The organism is Pseudomonas sp. HK3, from assembly GCF_052920985.1.
Window position 1 is genome coordinate 279,842 of sequence record NZ_JBREXD010000003.1, and the last position, 21,347, is coordinate 301,188.

At 41.5% G+C, this 21,347-nt stretch carries 20 protein-coding genes and 1 pseudogene; 16 read left to right on the forward strand and 5 right to left on the reverse strand.

What is annotated here, in order from left to right; all coding sequences use genetic code 11:
* Positions 1-7: 7 nt before the first annotated feature.
* The gene (locus ACU6U9_RS16600; protein ID WP_446736126.1) at positions 8-2,704 is read right to left on the reverse strand and encodes an SNF2-related protein; all 2,697 of its coding nucleotides are present in this window, start codon (positions 2,702-2,704) and stop codon (positions 8-10) included.
* A gap of 142 nt (positions 2,705-2,846) precedes the next feature.
* Between ACU6U9_RS16600 and ACU6U9_RS16605 the strand changes: the two genes are divergently transcribed.
* Together ACU6U9_RS16605 and ACU6U9_RS16610 are read left to right on the forward strand one after the other, a co-directional pair.
* A complete protein-coding gene (locus ACU6U9_RS16605; RefSeq protein ID WP_446736127.1) occupies positions 2,847-3,731 on the forward strand; it encodes a radical SAM protein in 885 nt (294 codons plus the stop codon).
* Complete coding sequence (locus ACU6U9_RS16610; RefSeq protein WP_446736128.1) at positions 3,731-4,255, forward strand: DUF1285 domain-containing protein; 525 nt, start codon at positions 3,731-3,733, stop codon at positions 4,253-4,255. Before ACU6U9_RS16605 ends, ACU6U9_RS16610 begins: the two co-directional genes overlap by 1 nt.
* Before the next feature lie 159 nt (positions 4,256-4,414).
* Here the strand turns inward: ACU6U9_RS16610 and ACU6U9_RS16615 are convergent.
* Positions 4,415-6,059 (reverse strand): annotated as a pseudogene (locus ACU6U9_RS16615) (electron transfer flavoprotein-ubiquinone oxidoreductase).
* 413 nt (positions 6,060-6,472) lie between these two features.
* On the opposite strand from ACU6U9_RS16615, the gene ACU6U9_RS16620 reads away from it, so the two are divergent.
* The 14 genes from ACU6U9_RS16620 to gorA all read left to right on the forward strand — a co-directional run bounded on the left by ACU6U9_RS16620 (position 6,473) and on the right by gorA (position 17,196).
* Positions 6,473-7,222, forward strand: a complete 750-nt coding sequence (locus tag ACU6U9_RS16620) for an electron transfer flavoprotein subunit beta/FixA family protein (protein WP_446736129.1) — start codon at positions 6,473-6,475, stop codon at positions 7,220-7,222.
* Positions 7,222-8,151 (forward strand): electron transfer flavoprotein subunit alpha/FixB family protein, encoded by a 930-nt coding sequence (locus ACU6U9_RS16625; protein ID WP_446736130.1) that lies wholly within the window; start codon positions 7,222-7,224, stop codon positions 8,149-8,151. The genes ACU6U9_RS16620 and ACU6U9_RS16625 overlap by 1 nt, the downstream gene beginning before the upstream one ends.
* Before the next feature lie 171 nt (positions 8,152-8,322).
* A complete protein-coding gene (gspE, locus tag ACU6U9_RS16630; RefSeq protein ID WP_446736131.1) occupies positions 8,323-9,810 on the forward strand; it encodes a type II secretion system ATPase GspE in 1,488 nt (495 codons plus the stop codon).
* A gap of 3 nt (positions 9,811-9,813) precedes the next feature.
* Positions 9,814-11,028 (forward strand): type II secretion system inner membrane protein GspF, encoded by a 1,215-nt coding sequence (gene gspF, locus ACU6U9_RS16635; RefSeq protein ID WP_446736132.1) that lies wholly within the window; start codon positions 9,814-9,816, stop codon positions 11,026-11,028.
* Between the two features lie 16 nt (positions 11,029-11,044).
* Positions 11,045-11,464 carry a type II secretion system major pseudopilin GspG gene (gene gspG / locus ACU6U9_RS16640; protein WP_446736133.1) on the forward strand — a complete coding sequence of 140 codons (420 nt, stop codon included), beginning with the start codon at positions 11,045-11,047 and terminating at the stop codon, positions 11,462-11,464.
* Positions 11,465-11,469: 5 nt separating this feature from the next.
* The gene (locus ACU6U9_RS16645; protein WP_446736134.1) at positions 11,470-11,679 is read left to right on the forward strand and encodes a type II secretion system protein; all 210 of its coding nucleotides are present in this window, start codon (positions 11,470-11,472) and stop codon (positions 11,677-11,679) included.
* A gap of 103 nt (positions 11,680-11,782) precedes the next feature.
* Positions 11,783-12,064, forward strand: a complete 282-nt coding sequence (locus ACU6U9_RS16650; protein ID WP_446736135.1) for a hypothetical protein — start codon at positions 11,783-11,785, stop codon at positions 12,062-12,064.
* Complete coding sequence (gspI, locus tag ACU6U9_RS16655; RefSeq protein WP_446736136.1) at positions 12,051-12,440, forward strand: type II secretion system minor pseudopilin GspI; 390 nt, start codon at positions 12,051-12,053, stop codon at positions 12,438-12,440. The genes ACU6U9_RS16650 and gspI overlap by 14 nt, the downstream gene beginning before the upstream one ends.
* Positions 12,433-13,152, forward strand: coding sequence for a type II secretion system minor pseudopilin GspJ (gene gspJ, locus ACU6U9_RS16660; RefSeq protein ID WP_446736137.1), 720 nt, complete (start codon positions 12,433-12,435; stop codon positions 13,150-13,152). The genes gspI and gspJ overlap by 8 nt, the downstream gene beginning before the upstream one ends.
* Entirely contained in the window at positions 13,130-14,173 is a 1,044-nt protein-coding gene (gspK, locus tag ACU6U9_RS16665) for a type II secretion system minor pseudopilin GspK (protein WP_446736138.1), read from the forward strand. Before gspJ ends, gspK begins: the two co-directional genes overlap by 23 nt.
* Before the next feature lie 7 nt (positions 14,174-14,180).
* On the forward strand, positions 14,181-15,176 hold the full coding sequence (gene gspL / locus ACU6U9_RS16670) for a type II secretion system protein GspL (RefSeq protein WP_446736139.1): 996 nt from the start codon (positions 14,181-14,183) through the stop codon (positions 15,174-15,176).
* A 13-nt stretch (positions 15,177-15,189) separates the two neighbouring features.
* On the forward strand, positions 15,190-15,327 hold the full coding sequence (locus ACU6U9_RS16675; protein WP_446736140.1) for a hypothetical protein: 138 nt from the start codon (positions 15,190-15,192) through the stop codon (positions 15,325-15,327).
* Positions 15,320-15,850, forward strand: a complete 531-nt coding sequence (gene gspM, locus ACU6U9_RS16680; protein ID WP_446736141.1) for a type II secretion system protein GspM — start codon at positions 15,320-15,322, stop codon at positions 15,848-15,850. The genes ACU6U9_RS16675 and gspM overlap by 8 nt, the downstream gene beginning before the upstream one ends.
* The gene (gene gorA, locus ACU6U9_RS16685; RefSeq protein ID WP_446736142.1) at positions 15,847-17,196 is read left to right on the forward strand and encodes a glutathione-disulfide reductase; all 1,350 of its coding nucleotides are present in this window, start codon (positions 15,847-15,849) and stop codon (positions 17,194-17,196) included. The genes gspM and gorA overlap by 4 nt, the downstream gene beginning before the upstream one ends.
* Here gorA and ACU6U9_RS16690 read toward each other — a convergent pair.
* The 3 genes from ACU6U9_RS16690 to ACU6U9_RS16700 all read right to left on the reverse strand — a co-directional run bounded on the left by ACU6U9_RS16690 (position 17,193) and on the right by ACU6U9_RS16700 (position 21,165).
* A complete protein-coding gene (locus ACU6U9_RS16690; RefSeq protein ID WP_446736143.1) occupies positions 17,193-18,029 on the reverse strand; it encodes a CZB domain-containing protein in 837 nt (278 codons plus the stop codon). The two genes, gorA and ACU6U9_RS16690, sit on opposite strands and share 4 nt — an antisense overlap.
* A 297-nt stretch (positions 18,030-18,326) precedes the next feature.
* Complete coding sequence (locus tag ACU6U9_RS16695) at positions 18,327-19,163, reverse strand: glycerophosphodiester phosphodiesterase (RefSeq protein WP_446736144.1); 837 nt, start codon at positions 19,161-19,163, stop codon at positions 18,327-18,329.
* Between the two features lie 331 nt (positions 19,164-19,494).
* The gene (locus ACU6U9_RS16700) at positions 19,495-21,165 is read right to left on the reverse strand and encodes a diguanylate cyclase (RefSeq protein WP_446736145.1); all 1,671 of its coding nucleotides are present in this window, start codon (positions 21,163-21,165) and stop codon (positions 19,495-19,497) included.
* Positions 21,166-21,347 lie beyond the last annotated feature (182 nt).

Sequence of the window (21,347 nt, forward strand, 5' to 3'; positions counted from 1 at the left end):
ATTAATATTATTTGGAGAAATTAATCCAAATGCACAAAGATAATAACTTTGGTTTGGTTGCATCTAAGTATTCAATTGCTTCACTAGTATTGTGTTTTAGTGTTTCAATTTCTTGTTGATAGCTACCAGGTGTTATTTCCAGTGATGCATAACGAGCAAGCTCTTGGTTATTTTTGACTTTAAGATCGCTGATAGCTTGAGCGATATTTTCCTTAGATGTATGTGCAGCTAATTTCTCGCTTAATATGACGGCGTTTTCTATGTTTCCTTGTTTCATTTCAATGACTTCTCTAGCCATTTCTTTTGATAGCAGTTCGTGATCCTCGCGCATTTGTTGAATATCAAGCTGACGCGTAACGTTCTTCAAATCTTCACTTATTATGTAGTGTCGCAACTGCGGATTAAGCTCACGGTTCAGCTCTAATCGGCCAGGGCCTTCTGCTTTAACTTGATACAAGGTCTCAATAAAAACCTGTCCATTTTTGTATTCAGAATTATCAAAGAGCGCGCAAGAGGTAAATGCATCGCCACTTGCTTCAAGGTCGTCAAGAATGCCTCGAATCCAGGGGTGATCCCACGAAATAAATTCTAAATCTTCACGGGCTGATGCTTGTTTTCGGCTAAACGTGACGGTCGCTTTTTCATCGCGCAAACTATTAATGAATGAAAATGGGCAGTTTTCTTGCGGACTGACAATGATGTTTTCATTGCTCGCGATTTCTGTTTCGATATGTCCGTTGTCGAATATATCGAGCATGAGATTTTTTAGCTTATCATCGTCATTATCGGCTTGCGCGACAGAGTCGATTAATCCGCTTACACGGCTTTCTTGGAAAGAGTGTTGCTCTAATAAACGGTCGCGGCCTTGTTCAATTTCAGCGAGTAATTGTCGGCTGGCTTCTTTTGCTTGCATGATAACACTTTCAGCATTTTCACCAGATTCGAGCATATCTTCAATTTCGTAGCCATAAGCTTCAAAAATAGGAGAGGCAGCCGGGTTTGGCTGGCTGAACATATCAAAACCATGATGATAAAGGGCGGCCAGTCGGGATTGCTTTGTTTTAGATTGAACAGGAATGTGAATATAAATATCACTGCCTTGTCCAATGCGATCAAGTCGACCAATTCGCTGATCAACTAAATCAGGATGTTCTGGTAAATCAAATAATATTAAGTGCTGTGCATGTTGAAAGTTTCGACCTTCGCCGCCAATTTCACTGCTGACCAATATTTGAAAGCCATCTTCTTCAGTGAAGCGCGCCGCAATTTGGTCGCGTTCAACTAAGGAATAATGTTCGTGAAAAGCCCCTGATCGAATCAGAGTTCGTTGATTTATATTTTCGCTAATAGATTGTGCCGCTTCGGCACTGTGACAAATAATAAGTACTTTGTTTTCGCCAATGGTCGGCAGCCATTCAATGAGCCAATCTAGTGTGGTTTGTTCTTTTAAATGATAGAACTCGCTGTGACGAGTGGGGAAGCCTGAAATGCTGCGGCGAGTATTCCTATAAACCATTCGACCGGTACCATAGCGGTCAGCCATCCAATCAATAAATTGTTTTTCAGAAAGGCCGCTTTGTAATACAGATTGTGCGTAGTTATCTAGTTTTTCATCGTTCAGTGCGCCAATTAAATCAAGCGCATTTGCGAGACCATTAAGTTCAATGGTTTCAACTATTTCGCTGACAGCGCCGTATTTTTGCTCTTCATTTAAAAACTGCTCAAGATCTGGAAAGCGCAATGGATCGAGCAAATGTAAGCGTGCAAAATGGCTTTCTACACCCAATTGTTCTGGTGTGGCTGTTAATAATAAAACCCCAGAGCTGACTTTCGATAAGCCAAGTGCTGATTGATATGCCTTTGATTGCCACTGTAGACGATGGCTTTCATCAATCACCATCATATCCCACTGAGTGCTTAATGCTTGATCTAAATATTGGCTATTGTTGAGCCAGTCGAAATTACACAAGGCCACTTGAACTTGATTAAATGGGTTTTCACCTTGTTGTTCTGCACAAAACTCATCATCAATGAGCGTGCAATCCAAATTGAATTTACGTTTCATTTCAACGAGCCATTGATTGACAAGCGATGATGGAACCGAAATTAAAATTCTTTGAGCACGCTGCGTGGCAATTAGCTGGTGAATAACCAAGCCCGCTTCAATTGTTTTACCTAGCCCCACTTCGTCAGCCAATAGCGCACGAGGCAATGGCATGTTCAAAATCTGTTGGGCAACGTCGAACTGGTGAGGGATGATATTGATTTTAGGCCCCACAAATCCATGGCTTCGCTTACCTTGTTGTTCGGTATGCGCAGTGACTAGGCGGCGATACAAGTTGCTCCACTTAAAGCTACCAATTTGTCCTGCTTTTAATCTTTCAATAGGGGATACCTTGCCTTCATTAGGGGCAATGTCGGTTTCTTCTATCCAGAGATGCTCACTAATTTGATAATGATATATCCCAGCTTCTTCTTTAGTGGCTAAAATATTGGCTTCTAAGCCTGAGATAAGCGAAACCCTGTCGTTCACTTCGAAGCGGCAACGAATTAATGGCGTATTGCCGATAGAGTAAAGACGAGTATCTTCAGCCAATGGGAAGTCAATATTTACACGACGGCCTTGTGACTCACTTACTACACCTAGACCAAGTTCTGGCTCAGCTAAACTTATCCATCGCTGACCACAAATAAATTGACTCATAACACCCCCAAAATTGAACCGCGGATTTTAGCATTTCGTAGCATTAAGCTCAGCCATTTTTAACAACAAATTTCAGTTAAGTTAAATTGCTGATGTTGGCGTTAACATGCGAAAATAGAGCATATTTTCAAAGGTAAGCAATATGTTGACGTATATAGAACCTGTTTTCCGTCCACCTAGTGAAGCTCAATCTTTGATTTTGCAGGTTACAAATGGCTGCTCATGGAATAAATGCACATTTTGTGAGATGTACACACAGGATCAAAAAAAGTTTCGTGCCCGTAAAGAGGATGAAATTGAGCAAGATATAATCAAAGCAGCGTCAAGTGGCGTACCTTTTCAGAAAGTTTTCTTGGCTGATGGCGATGCAATGGTGCTACCAATGCGTAAACTTGAATCCATTTTACGTATGATTCAAAAGTATCTGCCGACAGTTAAGCGTGTTTCAAGTTATTGCCTACCTAGAAATATGTATAAAAAATCCGTCGAGGACTTAGCGTTACTTAAAAGCCTTGGGTTGGATATTCTGTATGTCGGCTGTGAATCCGGTGATTCACAAGTCTTGGGGTTTGTTAGTAAAGGTGAAACCTACGAAACCCAGCGCGATGCGCTGGTTAAAATAAAGCAAGCGGGCTTGCGCTCTTCGGTAATGATATTAAATGGCCTAGGTGGCCCAAAGTATTCGGAGCAGCATGCCATTAATAGCGCCAAGCTCATGAATGAAACGCAGCCAGATTACCTATCAACACTGGTGGTTAGTTTTCCTTTAGGCGAAGATCGATTAAAAGAGGGGTTTGCAGAGGATTGGTCGCTGATGGATCAAACGGCTCTATTTTTAGAACTTAAGCATTTTATTAGCCACCTGGAACTAGAAAATACAATTTTCCGTAGTGACCATGCGAGTAATTACCTCCCCCTCAAAGGCGTATTAGGAAAAGATAAGGCTGGTATGCTCGAACAGATTGATACGGCGCTTTATCAACCCAATAAAATTCAGTTACGCCAAGAATGGCAAAGGGGTCTTTAGTGGATTTAACGGTTTTAAGTGGTCAGCTAGGCAAATATTTAGACATGCCTTCTGATTTGCCGCCTGTCGATAAATGGAACCCTGATTTGTCTGGCAACATTGATATGGTTATCAAGGCAGATGGGCAGTGGCTTCATGAGAATAACCCTATAAAACGTGAAAAATTAACCCGGCTTTTTAGTACGATTTTGAAGCGAGAGCAGAATGATTACTTTTTAGTAACGCCCGTTGAAAAGTGGCGATTACAGGTCGAAGATCAGCCATTTGTCATTGTTTTAATGCATCAATCTGTAAAAAATGGGGTCAATTTAATACAAATGATCACCAACACAGGGGACGAAATAGAATTGAATTCTGAGCACCCTTTGGTTTTGGATGACCATGAGGCCCCCAAGATTCTGGTTCGCTCAAACATGTATGCGCGGTTAAATCGTAATGTTTTTTACGCAATAGCCGAGATAGCCAGCGAAAAAAACGGCCATTTCTTTGTGAAAAGCAGTGGAGACGAGTTTCAAATAGGCTAGCTGGTTAAAATATGTTCCACGGGGAACAAATAATGAACAGTTATAAGGGCCGGCTTGATGTAGGCTAAATAAGCCAGTGAAATGAATCTGGTGTTAATTTAAGAACATAAAAAAGGAGCTGAAAAGCTCCTTTTTTATTAACCCAATACCGTGATTGTATTACATGTTTGGATAGTTAGGGCCGCCAGCACCCTCTGGAGTAACCCAGGTAATGTTCTGAGCAGGGTCTTTAATGTCACAAGTTTTACAGTGAACACAGTTTTGAGAATTGATTTGAAAGCGCTGCTCACCGGTTTCATTTTCAACGATCTCATAAACGCCAGCAGGGCAGTAACGCTGAGCAGGTTCATCATAAAGAGGAAGGTTCTTCTCTAGAGGAATGCTTGCATCTGCTAATTTCAAATGGCATGGCTGATCTTCAGCGTGGTTCACGTTACCGATAAATACAGAATCCAACTTGGCAAAACTAATTACGCCATCTGGCTTAGGGTAATTGATTTTCTTAGACTCGGCAGCCGGCTTAAGGGTTGCGTAGTCAGGCGTTGTATCATGCAAAGTAACCGGAATAGGGAAGATATTATGGTGGATGTAGTTAAACGCACCACCTAAATATGTGCCAAATTTGTGCATGGCAGGACCAAAGTTACGGCTTTCATGAAGTTCTTTATAAGCCCAAGACGCTTCAAATGCAGTGGTGTACTCGGTTAATTCGTCATTAGCACGGCCAGCTTCAATCGCTACCATGACTTGCTCAGCTGCAATCATGCCGCTCTTCATTGCTGTGTGTGTGCCCTTGATCTTAGAGAAGTTCAAAGTACCTGCATCACAGCCAACAACTAGGCCACCAGGGAATGTCATCTTAGGTAAGCTATTAAGGCCGCCCTTAGAGATAGCGCGGGCACCGTAAGATACACGCTTGCCGCCTTCTAGGTATTGTTTTAGCACTGGATGGTGCTTCATGCGCTGAAATTCATCAAACGGGCTAACATGGGGGTTTGAGTAAGACAGGTCAGTGATTAAACCAACCACTACCTGATTGTTCTCAGTGTGATACAGGAAGAAACCACCCGTCGAGTTGGACTCGCTTAGAGGCCAGCCAGCACCGTGCATTACAAGGCCTTCTTGGTGATTCTCAGGCTTGATATCCCATAGCTCTTTAATACCGATGCCGTAATGCTGAGGGTCTTTACCTTCATCAAGCTTGAATTCACTGATTAGTTGCTTGCCAAGATGACCACGACAGCCTTCTGCAAAGATAGTGTACTTACCGCGAAGCTCCATGCCAGGCATGTAGTTCTCAGTTTGTTCGCCATTGTGGCTAATGCCCATGTCGCCAGTGATGATGCCCTTAACTTGGCCATCTTCAACGATGTATTCGGCAGCAGAGAAACCAGGGTAAATCTCAACGCCTAGGGTTTTCAGCTTGCTCGCCTAACCAGCGCACCACATTGCCAAGGCTAACAATGAAGTTGCCTTCGTTATGCATTGGCTTAGGGATCATCCAATTAGGGGTTTTAATGCCTTTTTCTTGACCTGTTAAAAAATACACTTCGTCTTTTGCAACAGGTGTATTTAGAGGTGCACCTAACTCTTTGTAGTTAGGGAAAAGCTCAGTAAGAGCGCGATCTTCGATGACTGCGCCAGATAAAATATGGCCACCCACTTCAGCGGCTTTCTCGACCAAACATACTGTTAGCTCTTGGCCTTTCTCTTGTGCCAATTGCATTAAACGAATGGCCGTTGATAGGCCAGACGGACCGCCGCCAACTATGACGACATCATATTCCATCGCTTCGCGTTCCATTGAACTCTCCTCGTTATCTCAAGCTAACTCAGCCGTTTCTATGTGTCGACTGTGGTCAAAATATGGCCAAATGAGCCAAAAAATTCGCCGTAGTATACTGATTTACTTGAATTTGGCCAAATCATAATATTGCTGAAAATAGGACTACACTTGATGTTCGTGAACATTTTCATGGTAAATCCACATATTCAGACTAGCATTCAAACGCGCGTTTGAATAGAATTCAGTTTACAAATGTTTAGCCAAGCAGAAATTTGCGTTTGTGGTAGGTATTTACAGGTCCTAGGTGGCATTTATTGACCTTAATGAGAATTAAGTTCAATATCTGCCCCCGTTAAAGCGGACTCCTGTCGATATTTATTAGATTCACATAGTTCCGCTTACTTAAATCCACTCAACTTGACGGGGAATCTATGAAGGTTCTTGTAGCTGTTAAGCGTGTAATTGATTACAACGTAAAAGTGCGCGTTAAGGCTGATAATTCTGACGTTGATCTGACCAACGTTAAGATGGCCATGAATCCATTTTGTGAAATCGCAGTCGAAGAAGCGGTACGCCTTAAAGAAAAGGGTGTTGCCACTGAAATCGTTGTTGTTTCCATTGGTCCTAAAGTTGCTCAAGAGCAAATTCGTACCGCTCTTGCATTAGGTGCTGATCGCGGCATCCTAATTGAAACTGAAGAAAAACTTGAGTCTTTATCTGTTGCTAAAGCTCTTAAAGCGGTTGTTGATAAAGAACAGCCTCAGCTAGTTATTCTTGGTAAGCAATCTATCGATAACGATAACAACCAAACTGGTCAAATGCTGGGTGCATTGACGGGTATGCCTCAAGGTACGTTTGCCTCTGAAGTAACGGTTGACGGCGATAAAGTAAACGTAATTCGTGAGATTGACGGTGGTTTGCGTACTGTAGGTTTGACTCTGCCTGCAATCGTAACAACTGACCTTCGCTTGAATGAGCCTCGTTATGCTTCTTTGCCTAACATCATGAAAGCTAAGCGTAAGCCACTAGAAGTGGTATCGCCTGCTGACTTAGGTGTAGAAATTAAATCTACTCAAACTCTAGTTAAAGTTGAGCCACCTGCTCAGCGTTCTGCTGGTATTAAAGTAGCTAGCGTTGATGAACTAGTTGAAAAACTTAAGACTGAAGCGAAGGTGCTGTAATGGGTATATTAGTTGTTGCTGAACACGATAACGCTACCATTAAGGGTGCGACTTTAAACACCATCGCTGCGGCTAAAGCAATCGGTGGTGATATCGACGTATTAGTAGCGGGCCAAGGCTGTCAAGCTGCGGCTGATGCGGCTGCTAAAGCTGAAGGCGTAAGTAAAGTTATCCTAGTTGATGACGCTGCATACGCACAACAGCTTGGTGAGCAAATGGGTGATCTAGTTGCAGAGCTAGGTAAAGGCTATAGCCACATTCTTGCTGCTGCTACTACTACTGGTAAAGACTTCTTGCCACGTACTGCTGCTTTACTTGACGTCAATATGATCTCTGAGATCGTAAAAGTTGAGTCTGCTGACACGTTTGCTCGTCCTATCTATGCTGGTAACGCGATTGCGACTGTGCAGTCTAGCGATGCAATCAAAGTAATCACTGTTCGTGCGACGGGTTTTGATCCTGTTGCGGCTGAAGGGGGTTCTGCTTCTATCGAAAACGGTTCTGCTGTTGCCGATAAAGGCATTTCAAGCTTTGTTGGTGAAGAGCTGGCTAAGTCTGATCGTCCTGAGCTAACTGCTGCAAGCATCATCATTTCTGGTGGTCGCGGTATGCAGAATGGCGATAACTTCGAAATGCTTTACAAGCTGGCTGATAAAATCGGCGCAGGTGTTGGTGCATCTCGTGCGGCAGTTGACGCAGGCTTTGTACCAAACGATATGCAGGTTGGCCAAACAGGTAAAATTGTTGCCCCTGATCTATATATTGCGGTTGGTATTTCTGGTGCGATTCAGCATTTGGCCGGTATGAAAGACTCTAAAGTCATTGTTGCTATCAACAAAGACGAAGAAGCGCCTATCTTCCAAGTGGCTGATTACGGCCTAGTGGCTGATTTATTTGAAGCCATCCCAGAGCTAGACAGCAAACTTTAAGTTTTTAGCTGTTAAAGCCCTTAAAAAGCCTGGTTTTTACCAGGCTTTTTTTTGTCTGTCACAATTGCGCACTAATATGTTCGCAAATTTGTAATAGGTCGTTTTAATTATTTGAAACTAGCCTGTACACTAGCGGTCTATTAAGCCCTGACAATAAGAAGTGAAGTAGCAGTGGAATCAGTTGAATCTGAAATTAGACCAGAGCGTCTGCCTTATGGCTTTGCTAAGCGCTATGGCTTAGTGGCACAAAACCAGACCGATCAAACTTATAAAGCTTGGCATAAAGAGTCTGCCCCAAATCAAGCTTTTACAGAATGCCTGCGTATCTTGCCAGGTGAAATAAAGTTCGAAACCGTCAGTGATGATGAGTTTGATCTTCAGCTGGCGCGTATTTATCAAGAATCTGCTGACAGCCGAGAGGCCATGGAAGAGTTAGGCGATGATCTTGATCTAGCCAGTCTTGCCAATATGATCCAAGAAACCGCCGATTTATTAGAGCAAGAAGATGACGCACCTATTGTTAGGCTCATTAACGGCATATTAACGGATGCGGTTAAACGTAACGCATCTGATATTCATATTGAGACGTTTGAAAAGCGCTTAGTTGTACGCTCACGTGTTGATGGCGTACTACAAGAAGTACTAGAGCCTCGGCGCGCACTCGCACCATTATTGGTGAGCCGTATCAAGGTTATGTCAAAACTTGATATTGCAGAAAAACGAATCCCTCAAGATGGTCGAATTGCACTTCGTATCGCAGGACGCGAAGTCGATGTACGTGTATCAACCATGCCATCAAGTCATGGCGAGCGTGTTGTAATGCGCTTACTTGATAAGCAGGCAGGGCGCTTGAACTTGCGCCAGCTTGGCATGAAAGGCGAAAACCTTAAGAGCCTTTTGAATATTATTCATAAACCTCACGGTATTATGCTGGTAACAGGGCCAACCGGCTCAGGTAAAACAACGTCTTTGTATGCCGCGCTTAGTGAGCTAAATGATCGCTCGCGCAATATTCTTACGGTAGAAGACCCTATTGAATATAGCTTACCTGGTATTGGCCAAACTCAGGTAAATACAAAAGTCGACATGACATTTGCTCGTGGTTTGCGTGCCATTCTACGACAAGATCCTGATGTTGTAATGATTGGTGAAATACGTGACCGTGAAACGGTCGAAATTGCAGTGCAGGCCTCTTTAACGGGTCACATGGTACTCTCCACACTTCACACTAATACTGCTGTTGGGGCGGTCACCCGTATCCAAGACATGGGTATTGAGCCATTTCTACTGGCATCAAGCTTAGTGGGTGTGGTTGCACAGCGATTGGTTCGTACCTTGTGTACTGAATGTAAGCAGCCTTATCATGCAGACGAAGCCGAAAACGAATTATTAGGTTTTGCGTCAAATGCCGATACCACAATCTACCACGCAAAAGGGTGTACGGAATGTGGCGGCACGGGTTATAAAGGTCGACGTGGTATCTATGAGATTATTGAAGTCGATGACCATATGAAAAGCCTCATTCATAATGGTGCAGGCGAAATAGACATGACCAAACACGCGCGCTTACACAGCAAAAGCATTCAACAAGATGGTTTCAAAAAAGTGATTGAAGGTGAAACAACCTTGGAAGAAGTATTGCGGGTAACCAAGGCTTAAATCATGGCAGCATTTGAATACAAAGCACTGGATGCAAGTGGCAAGCAAAAGAAAGGCGTGATCGAAGCCGATAGCCCAAGGCAAGTTCGCCAACAACTTCGTGATAAAAGTCTTATGCCGGTATCGGTTGAGCTGGCATCATCACGGAATTTTGAAAATCCGCTGAAAAATCTTTTTAAAAGGGCAATCGCCACCGCTGACTTGGCCATGTTAACGCGTCAATTATCAACACTGATTGGTGCGGGCCTGCCGATTGAGGAAGCGCTCAGGGCAACCGGCGAACAGACCGAAAAGAAACGCATTCAATCTATGATCCTAGAGATTCGATCAAAGGTATTAGAAGGGCATAGCTTAGCCAGCGCACTCAATGATTTTGATTATGCGTTTCCGCCACTTTATCGCGCAACCGTTGCGGCCGGCGAGCATGCAGGGCACTTAGATACTGTATTGAATCGCTTAGCTGACTACATGGAAAACAGTCAGGTTAATCAGCAAAAAATCAAACTGGCAGCGGTTTATCCGATCATTCTATGCATCGTTGCTATTGGTATTGTTGTTTTATTATTGACCTATGTTGTGCCGGATATAGTGGATGTATTTGTTAAAAATGGACAAGAACTTCCGACACTTACTCAAGTTATGATTAACTCCAGTAATTTTTTATTGGCTCACGGTATTTTATTGGGTGTTTTTATTGTTTTAGCATTTATTGGCTTTAAGTGGGTAATAAGAAAAGAGAAAATTAAAGCGCGCTACCATCTTTGGTTATTGCACATGCCGTTTTTTGGTAAAATGGTAAAAGGTTTTAATACATCACGTTTTATCAGCACCTTAGCTATATTGAACTCCAGTGGGGTGCCTTTGGTTGATGCAATGAAAATTGCAGGGCGGGTAGTGAGTAATGTCGTGATACAAGAGCGTTTAAGCATTGCATGTCAGCAAGTAACCGAAGGTGGCAGTTTGCACCAGTCACTTCAGCAGACAGAAATTTTCCCTCCGCTCATGTTGCATATGATTGCCAGTGGTGAGGCCAGTGGTGAATTAGATTCGATGCTTGAGCGTACGGCAAAAACACAAGAAAGTGATCTACAAAACACAATTACCACGCTCGTCAGTATGTTCGAACCCATCATGTTATTGGTAATGGGTGGTGTCGTCGTGTTAATTGTAATTGCAATTATGCTCCCTATTTTAAACATGAATCAGATGATTGGATAACTCAAAAGGAAATAACATGAAAAAACAATCCGGCTTTACATTAATTGAGATCATGGTGGTACTGGCGATTCTAGCTGGCCTAGTGGCAATGGTTGCACCGAACATAATTGGCGAAGCAGGCGCAGCACGTGTTAAAACTGCAAAAGCCGAAATGGCGAATATCTCACAAGCATTGGATATGTATCGCTTAGATAATTTCTCTTATCCGTCTACCTCTCAAGGTATTGAAGCACTTGTATCAAAGCCTTCAGGCACACCTGAACCTAAAAATTACAAGTCTAACGGTTACATGAAAAAGTTACCGACTGACCCATGGGGCAACCCTTACCAGTACTTCTCTAAGAAAAGTAATGAGTTTGAAATCATCTCTTTGGGTGCTGACGGCGAAGACGGCGGCGAAGAAGACGCAGCTGATATCTCTAGTAAAGATTTGTAATTTTAATGAAACATCGTAGTGCTGGTTTTACGTTAATAGAGATCCTAGTTGTATTGGTTATTATTGCAATGCTTGTTTCTATGGCGACATTAAATACATCGCATGATGGGCGCTACGATGAATTAAAAAATGAAAGCGAAAAAATAAAGTTCAAGCTAATGGCCGCATCTGATGTGGCTTTGTTTGAAAATAAAAATTTAGGGGTTTTTATTTAGTAAAACCGAATTTCGGTTTTACTCTTACGAAGTAGATGCCAGTAAGACCGCAGATGGCACATCTAGTGATCAAACTCAAGCCACTAGTAGTACAAATGATGACGTGGAGTATATATGGCAACCTTACACAGTTAAGAATATTAAATTAGAGCCATTGCAAGAAGGCGTTAATTTTAGTCTAGAGATTGAAGGTCAAGAAGTCTCACTGCCTTACTCTTTAAAGGAGGATGAAGACGAAATTAAGCCCAATATTTATTTGTTTGCATCAGGCGAGCAAACACCAATGACTCTAATGCTATCTATTGATGACTTTGATGCACGGGCACAGGTTCGCGGGAATGGTTTAGGCCAGTATTATAACGAGGTTATTCGTGAAGAAGAGTAACGGATTTACCTTATTGGAAGTCATGATTGCATTGACTATATTTGCGCTTATGGCGACTACATTGTCACAAACAGCGGCCATTACAGTCGATAATCAAATACACATAGAGCGAAAATTGCTAGCCACCTGGATTGCGGAAAACGAAATCATCGAATTAAGATCTACGCCTTTTAATAATATAAAGAGTTCAAAAAAAGACATTAAATTTGCGGAGCGTGAATGGATTATTAACACAGAGGTTGCACCTAAAAAGCAACTACCTGGTATGCCTTCTTCATTATCATTAGATCTAAAATCCATCGTTGTTTCTGTTAGCTTAAAAGAAACATCCGACGACCCAGTGCAAACTTTAACGGCGTATGTTGCTAATGATTAATCAAAAGCAATCCGGCTTTACCTTATTAGAAGTACTCATGGCTGTGTCGATTACAGCTTTAATTGGTATCGGGGCAAGTCAGTTATTAGCAAGCACCGCAGAGACTAAAAAAGTAACCGATGTACGTGCAGAGCAGTTAAAAAGTATTCAGCGCATGGATTTTTGGCTCAAACGCGATTTATGGCAAATTGCAGGCCGTGAAACACTTGACCAATATGGAAATAAAAAGCCGGCCGTTACTACTGACGGGGATTACGCTATTGAGTTCACCCATTCAGGTTGGGCGGCATTGCCATTTGGTGAGTTAAAACGTTCGAATCTTCAGCGTGTCGCGTATGCCATGCGCAGTCATAATAGTGATGACTGTAAAGATGCGATCAAAAATGACGAAGAGGCAGGGGAGGGTAATTGTCTTGTACGTTATTACTGGCCTGTCTTGGATTTAGCCTCAAATTCAGAGCCCACAACCCAGGTTATGTTAAATGAGGTTGATGATGTGCGTTTTTATTTTCGCGGGCAATTAATAGACCAATCCAATCCTAGCAACACGGTCGTTATTAAAGAGTGGCAAGAAGATTGGCCTGGGCCTTATGCGAGTAGTAATTTATTGCCTGATTTAGCACAAATAAAAGTGAATATTACGACCAAACAATTGGGTGAAATTGAACGCTGGTATGAGGTGCCGCGCTATGCGTTTACACAATCACAATAAACAGTCAGGCCTCGCACTCATTACGGTGTTGTTTATCTTTGCATTGGTTTCAATGCTGGCAATAGGAATGCAACAGCGACAAACAATGGACATTGCACAGGCATCGGTAACATTTACACAAACTCAGGCGCAGCTGTTAATGCTAAGCGCAGAAGATATTGCAAAAGCCGGTTTATCATTTGACTTACAGCGCGACATTAAAAGTAGCGAAGAATGGGACACGGCATCTGAATTATGGAACCAGCCTTTCCCTACTCAAATTGATGGAGCAAAGTTTTTTGTTACAGTGAGGGATTTACAGGGTTTATTTAATTTAAATTCATTGGCACCAAAAGCCCCTAATCCAACCGCTGCATTAAGCCGCTTGCAAAGACTCATTGTGGAGATTGATCCACAAATAAGTTCAACGGTCGCAATAAATATTAAGGAATGGTTAACTGTTGGTCATAGTAATAACTTTGATTATCAAAATTTAACACCACCATATCGAGCATCTGAAATTGAGTTTACACACCCCTCCGAACTCAAACTCGTTAAAGATATGGATATAGAAACGTATAATAAGTTAGAGCCTTATATTACAGCCTTGCCTGCCATAACTGCTCTAAATATTAATACAACGACTAAAGAAATCTTATCTTCGTGGGACCCATTATTGACATCAAGTGATGCGGATATGCTGGTTAAAAAAACGCATTCGGGTCAATGTGGTAAAGATAGAAATGTTGCCTTGTATAAAGATATTAAGGCGTTTTGGCAAACCCCTGAAATTGAAAAAGTAACGAACAAAACAACAAACCCCAGCGGGAGCGGGCAGTGGGCTGAAGCTGACTTTACAGTTAAAAGTCAGTATTTTAGCGTGCTAATACGAATTGAATTTAATGGAAGAGACTTGGTGAGCGAGAGCATTATTCGCCGCAAGCCAAGCTCTAATAATGATAGCGGCTTTATTGGTGTTATTTACCGTGACTTATCTCGAACCGTTGAAGATATAGACCGCCTCAAAATTGTGGATTGCTAATAATCTTATGAAATTACATGTATTCAATGCTAAGGCGCAACATCTTCGCCAGATAGAAGATGGCGTTGTGAGCACAATTGAAACCGATACTGAGCAGACTGTGCAGTCGTTAATTATTAACGATACTTTTTGTCAAATATTGGCTGCGCAAATGCCAGTAAAACAAGCTAGGCAAATTATAAAAGCGCTGCCGTTTGCCCTTGAAGAGCAGCTTGCAAATGAAATTGATAATAATCACATCCATTATCTTGGCCGCGAAGGTACTGAAGCCTATGCGTTAGTGGTCGAAAACAAAGCAATGGATGTGATTGCTGCGCAATTCCAGCCCGACTCAGTGCAATATCTTCCGTTGTTGCTGCCACAGATTGAGCAGGGTATTTGTGTTTGTATATTAGATAACGTGGCAAGTGTGCGCGCGTCTAATTTTTCTGCGTTAAGTGTGCCGTCTGAAATATTAAGCAATGTATTAGAGAAACTTAAAACGGATAGCTGCAATATTGTCGAGTTTTATGATTTTGATAATGAGCATGCATTATTGCCTTTAGAAATAGAAAACTTAGGCTTTGAAGTTCACCAGCCTCAAAAAGAAGACCTACTTCAAATTATCACTAAGTCATCTGCAGGTTATCAGTGGAATTTACTGTCCGGTGGTCACACAAAAAAGAAAGAGGCCGTTGCAACCAAGCATTCTAAGATAAAAGCCCCACTTGCTATTGCTGCTACACTAATAGTAACGGTGTTTTTTATCCAATTAATTCAAATGAAGCAATACCAGCAAATGACCAGCTTGGTGTCTGATGCATCAAAGAGCTTTTACGGCACGCTTTTCCCAAATGAAAAAGTGCGCAGTATTCGTCGACAGTTTAAAGATAAATTAGACGAGGCAGGGGCTGGTCCTGTCGCAAGCAAGGGGTTCGTTTCACTGCTTGCAAGTGTGACAAAAGATATTAACCCTGCAAACGTTGAGTGGGACGCTGTACGATTTACTCGACAAAAGAAATGAGCTAGAAATTAATTTGATCGTGGACAACATCGCTCAGTTAGACAATATAAAACAAAAATTAAGTGGTAACGGCTTAATTGTTGATATTGCATCTGCAACCAATACAGGTAAGCGCGTAAAAGGCGTATTAAAGGTCAGCAAGAATGGCTAATTCGATCGATAACTTTAAAGCAAACGCTCGCCTTCAAGTGCAAAAAAGTACGCTTTATAAGTCTGCGCATGAATGGTATTCACAGCTAGCCGCTAGAGACCAGCTTATTGTAAAGGCGCTATTGGTATTTATGCTGATTGCGCTTGTTTTTGCGTGGGTGTGGCAACCGGTTGTTGATGGCAAAGTGAAAGCCGAAAAGAAATTCAACACTGAGATGTCTTTTCATAAAAAAATCAAAGAAAACGCTCATCTTTTTGCCAGTAGCAATGCAGGCGTAGTGACAAGTGGCTCATCGATCCTTACCATTGTAAACAGCACAGCGAAAGTTAAAAATATCCAGCTAAAGCGATTTGAGCCTGATGGCAAAACAGGCTTGCGCATATGGTTGGATCAAGTGAATTTTAATTCAGTAATTGACTGGCTAGAGCTACTTGAAACCACGAGAGGCATTAAAGTGGAACAAATCTCTATTGATAAGGTCAACTCAGGCATCGTTAATGTTAGGGCGGTTCTACAATTATGAGTGAATTTCAATACGACTTATTTGTTATTGGTGCAGGCTCTGCAGGTGTTCGCGCCAGTAGAATGGCCGCCAACATGGGTAAAAGGGTGGCGGTAGCTGAATCACGATACCTAGGCGGCACTTGTGTCAATGTTGGGTGTGTACCTAAAAAGCTATTTGTTTACGCCAGCGAATACGCACACTTAGCCCATGAAGCAAAAGGCTATGGTTTAGATATATCAGTAAACGGGTTTGATTGGCCAACTCTTAGAGATAACAAAACAAAAGAAATTGAGCGCTTGAATGGGATTTACAAAAACCTGTTAGATAATTCAGGTGTAACAACAATCCTTGGTCATGCGAAGTTAATCGATAAAAATCACGTGATCGTCGATGGACAAACATTTTCAGCTGAAAAAATTCTATTGGCAACTGGTGGCTGGCCAGCCTTGCCAGAAATCCCAGGCAAAGAGCACTGTATTAATTCAAATGATTTTTTCTACCTTAATGCTTTTCCAAAACACGCTGTAGTGGTTGGCAGCGGCTATATAGCGGTTGAGTTTGCAGGCATCTTGAACGGTCTAGGTTGTGAGACTCATATCGCGTCACGATCAGGGAAGCTATTGCGAGGCTTTGATGGCAGCACTCGTGAGTTTGCACAAAAAGAAATTCTTAAAAAGGGCATTCATTTAATTGCCAGTCAACCAAGCGCAATTACTAAAACTCAAAGCGATTATAAAGTAGAACTTGCAGATGGCAGTATGATCGATACTGATCTGGTTATTTGTGCGACCGGCCGTATACCTAATTTAAACAATCTTGGTATTGATGAGCTTGGTATTAAGCTTGACGCAAAAGGTTTTATTGCTGTGGATTCCAATTACCAAACTAATGTAGACAGCATTTATGCGCTAGGTGATTTGATTGATACGCCACAACTAACCCCAGTGGCTTTAGCTGAAGCCATGACTTTTTTAAAGCAGCAGTATCAATCACAACCTGATGTACTGAACTATGACAATATTGCTACAGCTGTTTTTAGTCAGCCTAATTTAGCAACCGTTGGTTTATCACAAGAGAAGGCGGTTGAGTTAGGGGTTGATGTACAGGTATTTGAAAGTGAGTTTAAGGCATTAAAGCTCACAATGACCGACTCTACAGAAAGAACTTATATGAAGCTTGTGGTTGATAAAGTCACTGATAAGGTACTTGGCGCTCATATGGTTGGCGAGCATTCAGCCGATATTATGCAGGGTATTGCGATTGCGATTAAAGCGGGCGCAACTAAGGCAGTATTCGATGAGACAATTGGCATACACCCAAGTTCAGCCGAAGAATTTGTGACTATGCGGACACCTTCTAACTAGCGGTTAAACATCCGCCAATCGAGTAAAACACAAGGGGGCTGGTTGTCTTTATTTTCAAGATAACCAGTCACAAAACTTAACTCTTGAATCTCTTTGTTATCATCTACATCTAGCTGCGTTGTAAAGTCATTACGGTAATAGGTTACGATATCGCTAATAGCATTTAAGCGCACGGCGATCATTTTTTTGCCGGTATTTATATAGAGCAAAATAGGGCGCGTAATATTCTCAAGACGCTCTTTGGATGCTTTAAATAAACCCAATAATTTAGCCATTGTTCTGTTCTTTTCAAATTCAAGCTTACTCAGTGCTTTGTCTAACTCGCCAGCATCTTTGAGTGCCAATAGCTCATCAGCAAGTCCATGAATACGTTTGTGGGGCTCATCAAAATCTTTCATTATGTCAGCCAGTAATTCATCTTCAGGCTGAAAGGTTTTGTACCACTTACCAAATTCGCATTGGTTTGGATCTCTGGCTTTATTAAATGGTTCATCCGTTTCTAGGGAGTTTTCGAGATCAGCCATCCAGTTAATATGATCTTTTTCACGGCTTGATAGAATTTGAAGTAACTCAAGATTCTTGAGGTATTCGGCCTCGCAGCCCATTAGCTGTGCAAAGTCGTAGATAGGCACAGGCTTACCTTGATACGTTGTGACTTCAGCACCCAATTTTGCATTAATTTCAATGCGTGTGGTTTTGCGTTTATCTTGTTCAATATACCGAACCTCACTAACCGGTGTGGCATATTGAGTATCGCCTACATAAAAGGTTATGACTTCTAAGTAATCATGTTGTTCAAATAGGCTTGAATGAAGGGTTTCTGCAGTATCCATCAGATTCTCGTATGCATGTTTTCTTTAATAGTAGTTAACAGATGAATATATACAATTTCCGATAATTATTATTATCGGAATAGTGTAGATAGCATCAATTATGGACTGTTTTATGGGCATTTTGCTACCTATATGGTATTCCCAATATCCAGATAAATTATGACTAATACCTGGTACTAATAAATTGAAGGTACTTCAGGGATTTATACCGTGCCATGTTGTTATTCAGCTATACACAGTTGAATAACAATACTCAGCATCATGGGGTCATACTAATATCTCATGCAGTAAAACATATTAGCGTTCATGATGATCCTGTAAGGCCTCATGAATACGTGCAGGGTAATCTCCGATAATGCCATCGACACCCATGTTAATTGCACGCTCGATCTGATTAGGCTCATTCACTGTCCAGACATCAACACGCACGCCTTTTTTCTGGAAAAATTTCACATAAGGTTTGGTTGTAATGTCAAATGGGATTTGGGCCACGTCGAACTTGGGTTTATATGCCCAGCCCCAGCCAGTACCCCATGCGAAGCTGGCTCCAACGAGTTCGGCAACCGTTGCACTGGTTTTGATGCTTCCGTTACTTATTTTTCGAAAATGCTTCATGGCTTTACTATGTTGACTAGCCACAACGGTTTGATCTTGTATCCCATATTCATTAATGACCATCCAAACTTGTTCCGATAACTCTTTACTATTTGCTTTTATTTCAATACTGAATTGCTCGTTAGGAAAATAATCAAATAGTTCATTTAAGGTCAGTAAAGTTATACCTTGGCCTCGAAAAGGAAACGTTGCACCGTCATCCAAGGTAAATTCATGCCCTGCATCTAGAAGCTTAAGATCACCGAGCGTGAGATCTTGGATTTTATCTGAGATGCCTACATTCTTTTTTAAATCCGCATCATGATTGATGATGATCTGGTTGTCTTTCGATAAATGCACATCTAACTCTAATGCATCAGCCCCTTGTTCAAGTGCCATGTGAAATGCGAGCCAAGTGCCTTGTGGGTATTCACCTGACGCGCCTCGATGTGCAATGACATCAATGGCATAGGCTTGTATTTGAAACGCTATTGTTAGTGCGGAGATAATGGCCAGTCTAAAAAGGTTGCGTTTGATCATATTGGGTATCCAAAGTTATTTAGTGCAAAAGCGCCCTCTTCCATGAAGTTAACAACATAGAAAAAACCAGCCAAAATAGATGTACCTCAATAGGCTGCTTTCTTTCAATGTGGCTCAGGGGTGCTTAAAGTTTTTAATATAAAACTTTAAAAGAGTAGTCGAAAAAATTTCACATTGTAAAAAGAACATTAGTCAGATTGTCCTTTCCAAATTTGATTCAAACATCAATAGGTTTTACTTGTTACTAGCGTTTTAATGGCGGGTATTAACTGCTTTCTCTATGTACAACGGTTCGTAGGCGTGGATTGTGGCAATTACTCGAGCGGCTTTATTAATGATCTTTTGTCATAACTGAAATGTTATCTGGGTCTTTATAAAAGATGATTCTATTTCTACCTTCATCTTTTGCTTGGTAAAGTGCTTTGTCTGCACGACTCATTAAAACCTCTTTATCTGTAATAGTCACATCTAATACAGCGGCACCAAAGCTACAGGTAATGTTGAATTTTTCGTTACCTGAGCAGCATTCTATTTGACTAATCGACTTTCTGACGCGCTCTAAATAGACCATTGCACCATTGCGTGAGCTACTTGGCAGCAGCAGACAGAATTCTTCACCGCCAATTCGAGCCAAAATATCTGACTTACGGATAGATTCTTTAAGTGTGTTCGCAATTTTCTTTAAAACATCATCGCCAATTGGGTGGCCATAAGTATCATTCACGAGCTTAAAGTTATCTACGTCTAGAATGACAAGTGTTAACTCCCTACTATGGCGTTTTGCAGCACTGAATTCTTCCGTAAAGCGTGATTCAAAATGCCTACGGTTGTATAAGCCAGTAAGGTGATCTAGCACAGCTAACTTTTCGAGCCTATCTTTAGCTTCTTGCAGCTTATGGGTCTTTTCATCCACTTTTTTCTTAAGTTTAATATTTGATTCTTCAAGTGACTTTACCATGTGAGTAAAATGGTCGTTAAGATCTTTAACTTCTTCTAGTTCACTGTAAAAATAGGTAGGAGTAAAATCGCCTTTAGCAACGATACTGGTGCCATCTTTCAATTTTTTAAGCGGCCTTGAAATATAAATAGACAGCAAAAGCCCCATCAAAATAGATAAGGTAATGACAATAAACTCAACGATATAAATAAGAATGGTGTTCTGTGTTATTTGCTGATTGATTTCATTCATATCTATTTTAACGACTAACCCCCAACTTTGTTCACTGATATAACGAGTAGAAGCTAGAACACTTTCGCCACGATAATCTGGAACATCGCGCATTACGATTTCATTTCCCTTTAGGGCCTGTGTAATCGGCGAGTTAATGATGTCTTTCGAAGTTGTACGATTAAAAGCGGCCTCTTCATCGTATTTAAGAGGCACTGCAAAAAGAGCATCGCCCTTCTGATTTTTCATGGCAAACAGCCATTCCCCCGTTTCACCTAAACCTGTTCGATCTTCTATTAGGTCTGTAATCACGCTTTCATGAAAGTCCAGTTGCATAAAGCCAACATTGACGCCATCAAGTATCAACGCGGATGAACTGATCATGTATAGCTCATCCTTCATTTGTATCAGCGCAATATCGATGCCTTTAATTTTAAGGTTGATGGAGCTAAGCCCAGCTGGCGGACCAGTTGATACAACTAGTTCGCCTTGCAGGTCATAAATACGAATACTTTGTAAGTCTTTTAAGCTTTTTTGCGCGTCTTTAATGATGCGAGACATTTTCTGCGCATCGCTATTGTTACCTGATTTATTCCATTGATTCAGGCTGATACGCAATTGTGTGCGGCTTGATATTAATACTGTGTTATCTTCAATACGCTCTATTGCTGTAATAAGACGCTTTTTAGCAATTGAAGAAAGAGATTCCATTTGCAGGTCAACTTGCGCTATATATTGCTGACCAAAGTGATAATTGATGTATAGCAAGCCGGCAAACAACGGGAATGCAGCTAAGAATATAAAAGCGCCTATAAAAAGGTATTTTAGTCTCATCAGTTCTGACCCTTTCTGTCACTGATGCATCAAACAACAATTATAGGCCTGAAAAAGATACATGGTACATTTGGCACTTATTTGCTAATACTAATGTATTTATTATGACTTTTAGTCATTTAAACTGAGCCATATTGTCGTAATGAATACGTTTTAAGCTTGTTTGTTCAGGTTTTGAAACA

Excerpts from the sequence above, each read along its gene's own strand:
- ACU6U9_RS16700 (WP_446736145.1), bottom strand. The coding sequence starts at position 21,165 with ATGAGACTAAAATACCTTTTTATAGGCGCTTTTATATTCTTAGCTGCA.
- gspM (WP_446736141.1), top strand. The coding sequence starts at position 15,320 with ATGGCTAATTCGATCGATAACTTTAAAGCAAACGCTCGCCTTCAAGTG.
- gspG (WP_446736133.1), top strand. The coding sequence starts at position 11,045 with ATGAAAAAACAATCCGGCTTTACATTAATTGAGATCATGGTGGTACTG.
- ACU6U9_RS16605 (WP_446736127.1), top strand. The coding sequence starts at position 2,847 with ATGTTGACGTATATAGAACCTGTTTTCCGTCCACCTAGTGAAGCTCAA.
- gspK (WP_446736138.1), top strand. The coding sequence starts at position 13,130 with ATGCGTTTACACAATCACAATAAACAGTCAGGCCTCGCACTCATTACG.
- gspL (WP_446736139.1), top strand. The coding sequence starts at position 14,181 with ATGAAATTACATGTATTCAATGCTAAGGCGCAACATCTTCGCCAGATA.
- ACU6U9_RS16620 (WP_446736129.1), top strand. The coding sequence starts at position 6,473 with ATGAAGGTTCTTGTAGCTGTTAAGCGTGTAATTGATTACAACGTAAAA.
- gspF (WP_446736132.1), top strand. The coding sequence starts at position 9,814 with ATGGCAGCATTTGAATACAAAGCACTGGATGCAAGTGGCAAGCAAAAG.
- ACU6U9_RS16625 (WP_446736130.1), top strand. The coding sequence starts at position 7,222 with ATGGGTATATTAGTTGTTGCTGAACACGATAACGCTACCATTAAGGGT.
- ACU6U9_RS16645 (WP_446736134.1), top strand. The coding sequence starts at position 11,470 with ATGAAACATCGTAGTGCTGGTTTTACGTTAATAGAGATCCTAGTTGTA.
- ACU6U9_RS16695 (WP_446736144.1), bottom strand. The coding sequence starts at position 19,163 with ATGATCAAACGCAACCTTTTTAGACTGGCCATTATCTCCGCACTAACA.
- gspJ (WP_446736137.1), top strand. The coding sequence starts at position 12,433 with ATGATTAATCAAAAGCAATCCGGCTTTACCTTATTAGAAGTACTCATG.
- ACU6U9_RS16600 (WP_446736126.1), bottom strand. The coding sequence starts at position 2,704 with ATGAGTCAATTTATTTGTGGTCAGCGATGGATAAGTTTAGCTGAGCCA.
- gorA (WP_446736142.1), top strand. The coding sequence starts at position 15,847 with ATGAGTGAATTTCAATACGACTTATTTGTTATTGGTGCAGGCTCTGCA.
- ACU6U9_RS16690 (WP_446736143.1), bottom strand. The coding sequence starts at position 18,029 with ATGGATACTGCAGAAACCCTTCATTCAAGCCTATTTGAACAACATGAT.